Origin of the sequence: Ramlibacter sp., assembly GCF_035706265.1 — a bacterium.
In the GTDB taxonomy this organism is placed as follows: Bacteria; Pseudomonadota; Gammaproteobacteria; order Burkholderiales; family Burkholderiaceae_C; genus Ramlibacter.
In genome coordinates this window covers 1-4657 of record NZ_DASSVG010000466.1, presented here as the reverse complement: position 1 = coordinate 4657, position 4657 = coordinate 1, and the positions used below count along the sequence as shown (strand labels likewise).

Genomic DNA, 4657 nt, shown 5'->3' with positions numbered 1-4657 from the left:
ATACTAAAGGGGCCCCGCGCCTGCCGGCACATCAAATGTACTTATCCGTGCATTTGATCCTCGTCAAGACCCTCGGGAACCAAAGTCACAGACTGTCCCGATGCGCCCCGACAGAATCAGTCCGTCCATTCTAAATCGCTTACGGAGGCCATATGCATATGACTGTGGAACGCCTGATCCGCATCTTCGCCGGATTGTTCGTGCTGGCATCGCTGGCGCTCGGCGTGCTGGTGAATCCTCATTTCCTGTGGTTCACCGCCTTCGTCGGGTTGAACCTGTTCCAGAGCGGCTTAACGCGGCTTTGCCCGCTGGAGGCCGTCCTGCGCCGGCTGGGGGTACGCAGCGGCGGCACCGCATGCGCTTCGCAGTAGGCCTCCTGTGCCTCGGGCTGGCGGCCTGCGGCGAGCCGCAGCCGCCCAGGCCCGCGCCCGTGCCGGAGTCGGTCCTCGCCACCGCGCCGGTGGAGCTGCGCGACGTGGAGCTGACCTACACGGCCGAGGCGGTGGTCGAGGCGGTGCGGCAGTCCACCGTGGCGGCGCAGATCGCCGGCCGGATCGTCGAGCTGCGCTTCGACGTGGGCGACTACGTGAAGAAAGGCGAGGTCATCGCGCGCATCGACGAGCGCGCCGCGACGCAGGCGCTGGCGGCGAGCGAGGCGCAGGTGCGCCAGGCCGAGGCGGCGCTGCGCAACGCGCGCGCCGAGTTCGAGCGCTCGAAGCAGCTGGTGGCGCAGAAATTCCTCAGCCAGGCGGCCCTCGACCGGGCCGAGGCCGAGTACAAGGCGGCGCAGGCGCGCGTCACCGCGCTGCTCGCCGGCGCCGGCCAGGCGCAGACCGAGCGCAGCTTCGCCACCATCGTCGCGCCCTACAGCGGCCTGGTGTCCGCGCGGCACGTGGAGCTCGGCGAGATGGCCGTGCCGGGCAAGCCGCTGATGACCGGCTTCGATCCGGGCACGCTGCGCGTCACCGCCACGGTGCCGCAGGCCCAGATCGCCGCCATCCAGGCCGGCGCCAAGGCGCGCGTCGAGGTGCCCTCCACTTCGAAATGGGTGGCGGCCACCCAGCTCACCGTCATCCCGGCCGCCGACCCGCGCACCCATACCACGCAGGTGCGGCTCGGGCTGCCCGCGGACGTGCGCGGCATCTATCCCGGGATCTACGCCCGGGCCCACTTCGTCACCGGCCGCGCGCAGGCCCTGCTGGTGCCGCGCGCCGCGGTGCTCCAGCGCAGCGAGGTGACCGCGGTCTACGTCGTCGCCGGGCCGGGCCGTCCCCAGCTTCGGCAGATACGCCTGGGCAGCGCGGGCGACGAACATTCGGTCGAGGTGCTCGCCGGCCTCAAGCCCGGCGAGCGCGTCGCGCTAGAGCCGGTGAAGGCCGGCATCAAAGGAGGCTGACATGGCACACGTAGTGGTTCTGGGAGCAGGTATCGGCGGCCTGCCGGCCGCGTATGAGCTGCGCAGCGCGCTGCCGAAGGAGCACCGCGTCACCGTGGTGAACCGCGGCGAGACTTTCCATTTCGTGCCGTCCAATCCCTGGGTGGCGGTGAACTGGCGCAAGCGCAACGACATCGAGTTCCCGGTGCGCGAGCACCTGGCGCGCAAGGGCATCGAGTTCGTGCCGGTGGGCGCGAAGCGCCTGCAGCCGAAGGAAAACCGCCTGGAGCTGGACGACGGCCGCCTGCTTTCCTACGACTACCTGGTGATCGCCACCGGGCCGAAGCTCGCCTTCGACGAGGTGCCAGGCCTGGGGCCCGAAGGCCACACGCAGTCCGTCTGCCACGTCGACCATGCGGTGGGCGCGGGGCAGGCGTGGGCGAAGTTCGTGGCCGACCCGGGCCCGGTGGTGGTCGGCGCGGCGCAGGGCGCCTCCTGCTTCGGCCCGGCCTACGAGTTCGCCTTCATCATGGACGCGGAGCTGCGCAAGCGGAAGATCCGCGACCGCGTGCCGATGACCTTCGTCACGCCCGAGCCCTACATCGGCCACCTCGGCCTCGGCGGCGTGGGCGACTCCAAGGGCATGCTCGAGTCCGAGATGCGCGACCACGACATCAAGTGGATCACCAACGCCAAGACCGAGCGCATCGAGGCGGGCATGCTGCACGCGGTGGAATTCGACGACCTGGGCAAGGAGAAGCGCCGCCACGAGCTGGCGTTCAAATACGCCATGATGCTGCCCGCCTTCAAGGGCGTGGATGCGGTCGCCGGCATCGAGGGGCTGACCAACCCGCGCGGCTTCATCCTGATCGACGAGCACCAGCGCAACAAGGCCTTTCCGAACGTCTACGCGGTCGGCGTGTGCGTCGCCATCCCGCCGGTGGAGCAGACGCCGGTGGCCACCGGCGCGCCGAAGACCGGCTACATGATCGAGTCCATGGTGACCGCGGCGGTGCAGAACATCGCGGCGCAGGTCGCCGGGCGCCAGCCGGCGACGCGCGCCACGTGGAACGCGGTGTGCCTCGCCGACATGGGCACCACCGGCATCGCCTTCGTCGCCCTGCCGCAGATCCCGCCGCGCAACGTGAACTGGTCGAGCGACGGCAAGTGGGTGCACCTCGCCAAGGTGGCCTTCGAGAAGTACTTCCTGAGCAAGATGAAGCGCGGCAGCTCCGAGCCGGTGTACGAGAAGGTGATCATGGGGCTGCTCGGCATCCGCAAGCTGAAGGGCTGAGGCGGCTTGGGCATCTCCGGCCGCATCGCGCGGTTCTTCCAGGGCTCGCAGCTCACGCCGCTGCTGGCCCTGGTCGCCTTCCTGCTCGGCCTGTTCGCGGTCGCGGTCACGCCGCGCGAGGAGGAGCCGCAGATCAACGTCACCATGGCGGACGTGCTGGTGCCCTTCCCGGGCGCCTCGGCGCGCGACGTCGAGGTGCTGGTCGCCACGCCGGCCGAGCAGGTGCTGTCGCAGATCGCCGGCGTGGAGCACGTGTTCTCGGTGTCGCGGCCCGGCATGGCGGTGATCACCGTGCAGTTCGAAGTCGGCGTGCCGCGCACCGAGGCGCTGGTGCGGCTGCACGACACGGTCCAGGCGAACCGCGACTGGGTGACGCCGGAGATGGGCGTGCTGGAGCCCACCGTCAAGCCCAAGGGCATCGACGACGTGCCGATCGTGACGCTCACGCTGTGGACCGCCGACCCGGCGCGCGCCGCCTACGACCTGGAGCGGGTGGCGCACGCCGCCGAAGTCGAGCTCAAGCGCGTGGCCGGCACGCGCGAGGTGCAGACGCTCGGCGGTCCCGGGCGCGCGCTGCGCGTGCTGCTCGACGCCGACCGGCTGAACGCCTACGGCATGTCGGCGCTCGACGTGAGAAACGCGCTGCAGCTCGCCAACGTGGCCGCGCCCAGCGGCAGGCTGGTGCGCGACAACCGCGAGATCCTGGTGGAGACCGGCAACTACCTGGAGTCCGCCCGGGACGTGAGGCAGATCGTGCTCGGGGTGCGCGAGCAGCGGCCGGTGTTCCTGTCCGACGTGGCCGAGGTGCGCGACGGCCCGGAGCAGCCGGCGCGCTACGTGTGGACCGGCACGGCGCAGGGCGAGCACCCGGCCGTGACGCTGCAGATCACCAAGAAGGCGGGCGAGAACGCGGTGGACGTGGCCGAGCGCGTGCTGGCGCGCGCCGCAGAGCTGCGCAACACCGTGATCCCGGCGGACGTGCAGGTCAGCGTCACGCGCAACTACGGCGCCACCGCCAACGACAAGGCGCAGCAGCTCATCAAGAAGCTGGTCTTCGCCACGCTGTCGGTGGTGGTGCTGGTGTTCCTGACCCTCGGGCTGCGCGAGGCCGCCATCGTCGGCATCGCCGTGCTGCTCACGCTCGCCACCACGCTGTTCGCCTCCTGGGCCTGGGGCTTCACCCTCAACCGGGTGTCGCTGTTCGCGCTGATCTTCTCCATCGGCATCCTGGTGGACGACGCCATCGTGGTGGTGGAGAACATCCACCGCCGGCGCGCGCTGGAGCCCGGGCCGCTCAGCGGCATCATCCCCGACGCCGTCGACGAGGTCGGCGGGCCCACCATCCTCGCCACCTTCACCGTGATCGCGGCGCTGCTGCCGATGGCCTTCGTCAGCGGCCTGATGGGCCCCTACATGAGCCCGATCCCGATCAACGCCAGCCTGGGCATGCTGATCTCGCTCGCCATCGCCTTCACCGTGACGCCCTGGCTGGCCTTGAAGTTCCTGAAGGCGCACCATCATGAGGACCGCCACGAGGAAACCGGAAGCCGGCTGCAGCGGACCTTCGACCGGATCCTCGGCCCCTTCGTCAATTCGTCGAAAAACCGCCGCAGGCTGCTCTACGCGGTGCTGGCGCTCATCGGCGTCTCGGTAGCGCTGCCGACCATGAAGCTGGTGGTGCTCAAGATGCTGCCGTTCGACAACAAGTCCGAGTTCCAGGTGGTGGTCGACATGCCGGCCGGCACGCCGCTCGAGGTCACCGCCGCGGCGCTGCACGACATGGGCGCCTACCTCGGCACGGTGCCCGAGGTGACCGACTACCAGGCGTATGCGGGGACCGCTGCGCCGATCAATTTCAACGGCCTGGTGCGCCAGTACTACCTGCGCTCGCAGCCGGAGCACGGCGACCTGCAGGTCAACTTCGCCGGCAAGCACGAGCGCGAGCGCAAGAGCCACGAGATCGCGCAGGCGGTGCGGCCGGGGCTGGA

The 4657-nt window shown here is 70.0% G+C and carries 4 protein-coding genes; all 4 read left to right on the top strand.

Annotated elements, in window-relative coordinates:
- Positions 1 to 158: 158 nt before the first annotated feature.
- Complete coding sequence (locus VFM98_RS16830; protein ID WP_325111052.1) at positions 159 to 371, top strand: DUF2892 domain-containing protein; 213 nt, start codon at positions 159 to 161, stop codon at positions 369 to 371.
- Positions 356 to 1396 (top strand): efflux RND transporter periplasmic adaptor subunit, encoded by a 1041-nt coding sequence (locus tag VFM98_RS16825; protein ID WP_325111051.1) that lies wholly within the window; start codon positions 356 to 358, stop codon positions 1394 to 1396. Before VFM98_RS16830 ends, VFM98_RS16825 begins: the two co-directional genes overlap by 16 nt.
- 1 nt (position 1397) lies before the next feature.
- Positions 1398 to 2669, top strand: a complete 1272-nt coding sequence (locus tag VFM98_RS16820) for an FAD/NAD(P)-binding oxidoreductase (protein WP_325111050.1) — start codon at positions 1398 to 1400, stop codon at positions 2667 to 2669.
- Between the two features lie 6 nt (positions 2670 to 2675).
- Positions 2676 to 4657: efflux RND transporter permease subunit (locus VFM98_RS16815; RefSeq protein ID WP_325111049.1), on the top strand; the 1982-nt coding region annotated here is incomplete at its 3' end.

Coding starts and splice junctions, on each gene's coding strand:
- VFM98_RS16825 (WP_325111051.1), top strand. CDS start 356: ATGCGCTTCGCAGTAGGCCTCCTGTGCCTCGGGCTGGCGGCCTGCGGC.
- VFM98_RS16830 (WP_325111052.1), top strand. CDS start 159: ATGACTGTGGAACGCCTGATCCGCATCTTCGCCGGATTGTTCGTGCTG.
- VFM98_RS16820 (WP_325111050.1), top strand. CDS start 1,398: ATGGCACACGTAGTGGTTCTGGGAGCAGGTATCGGCGGCCTGCCGGCC.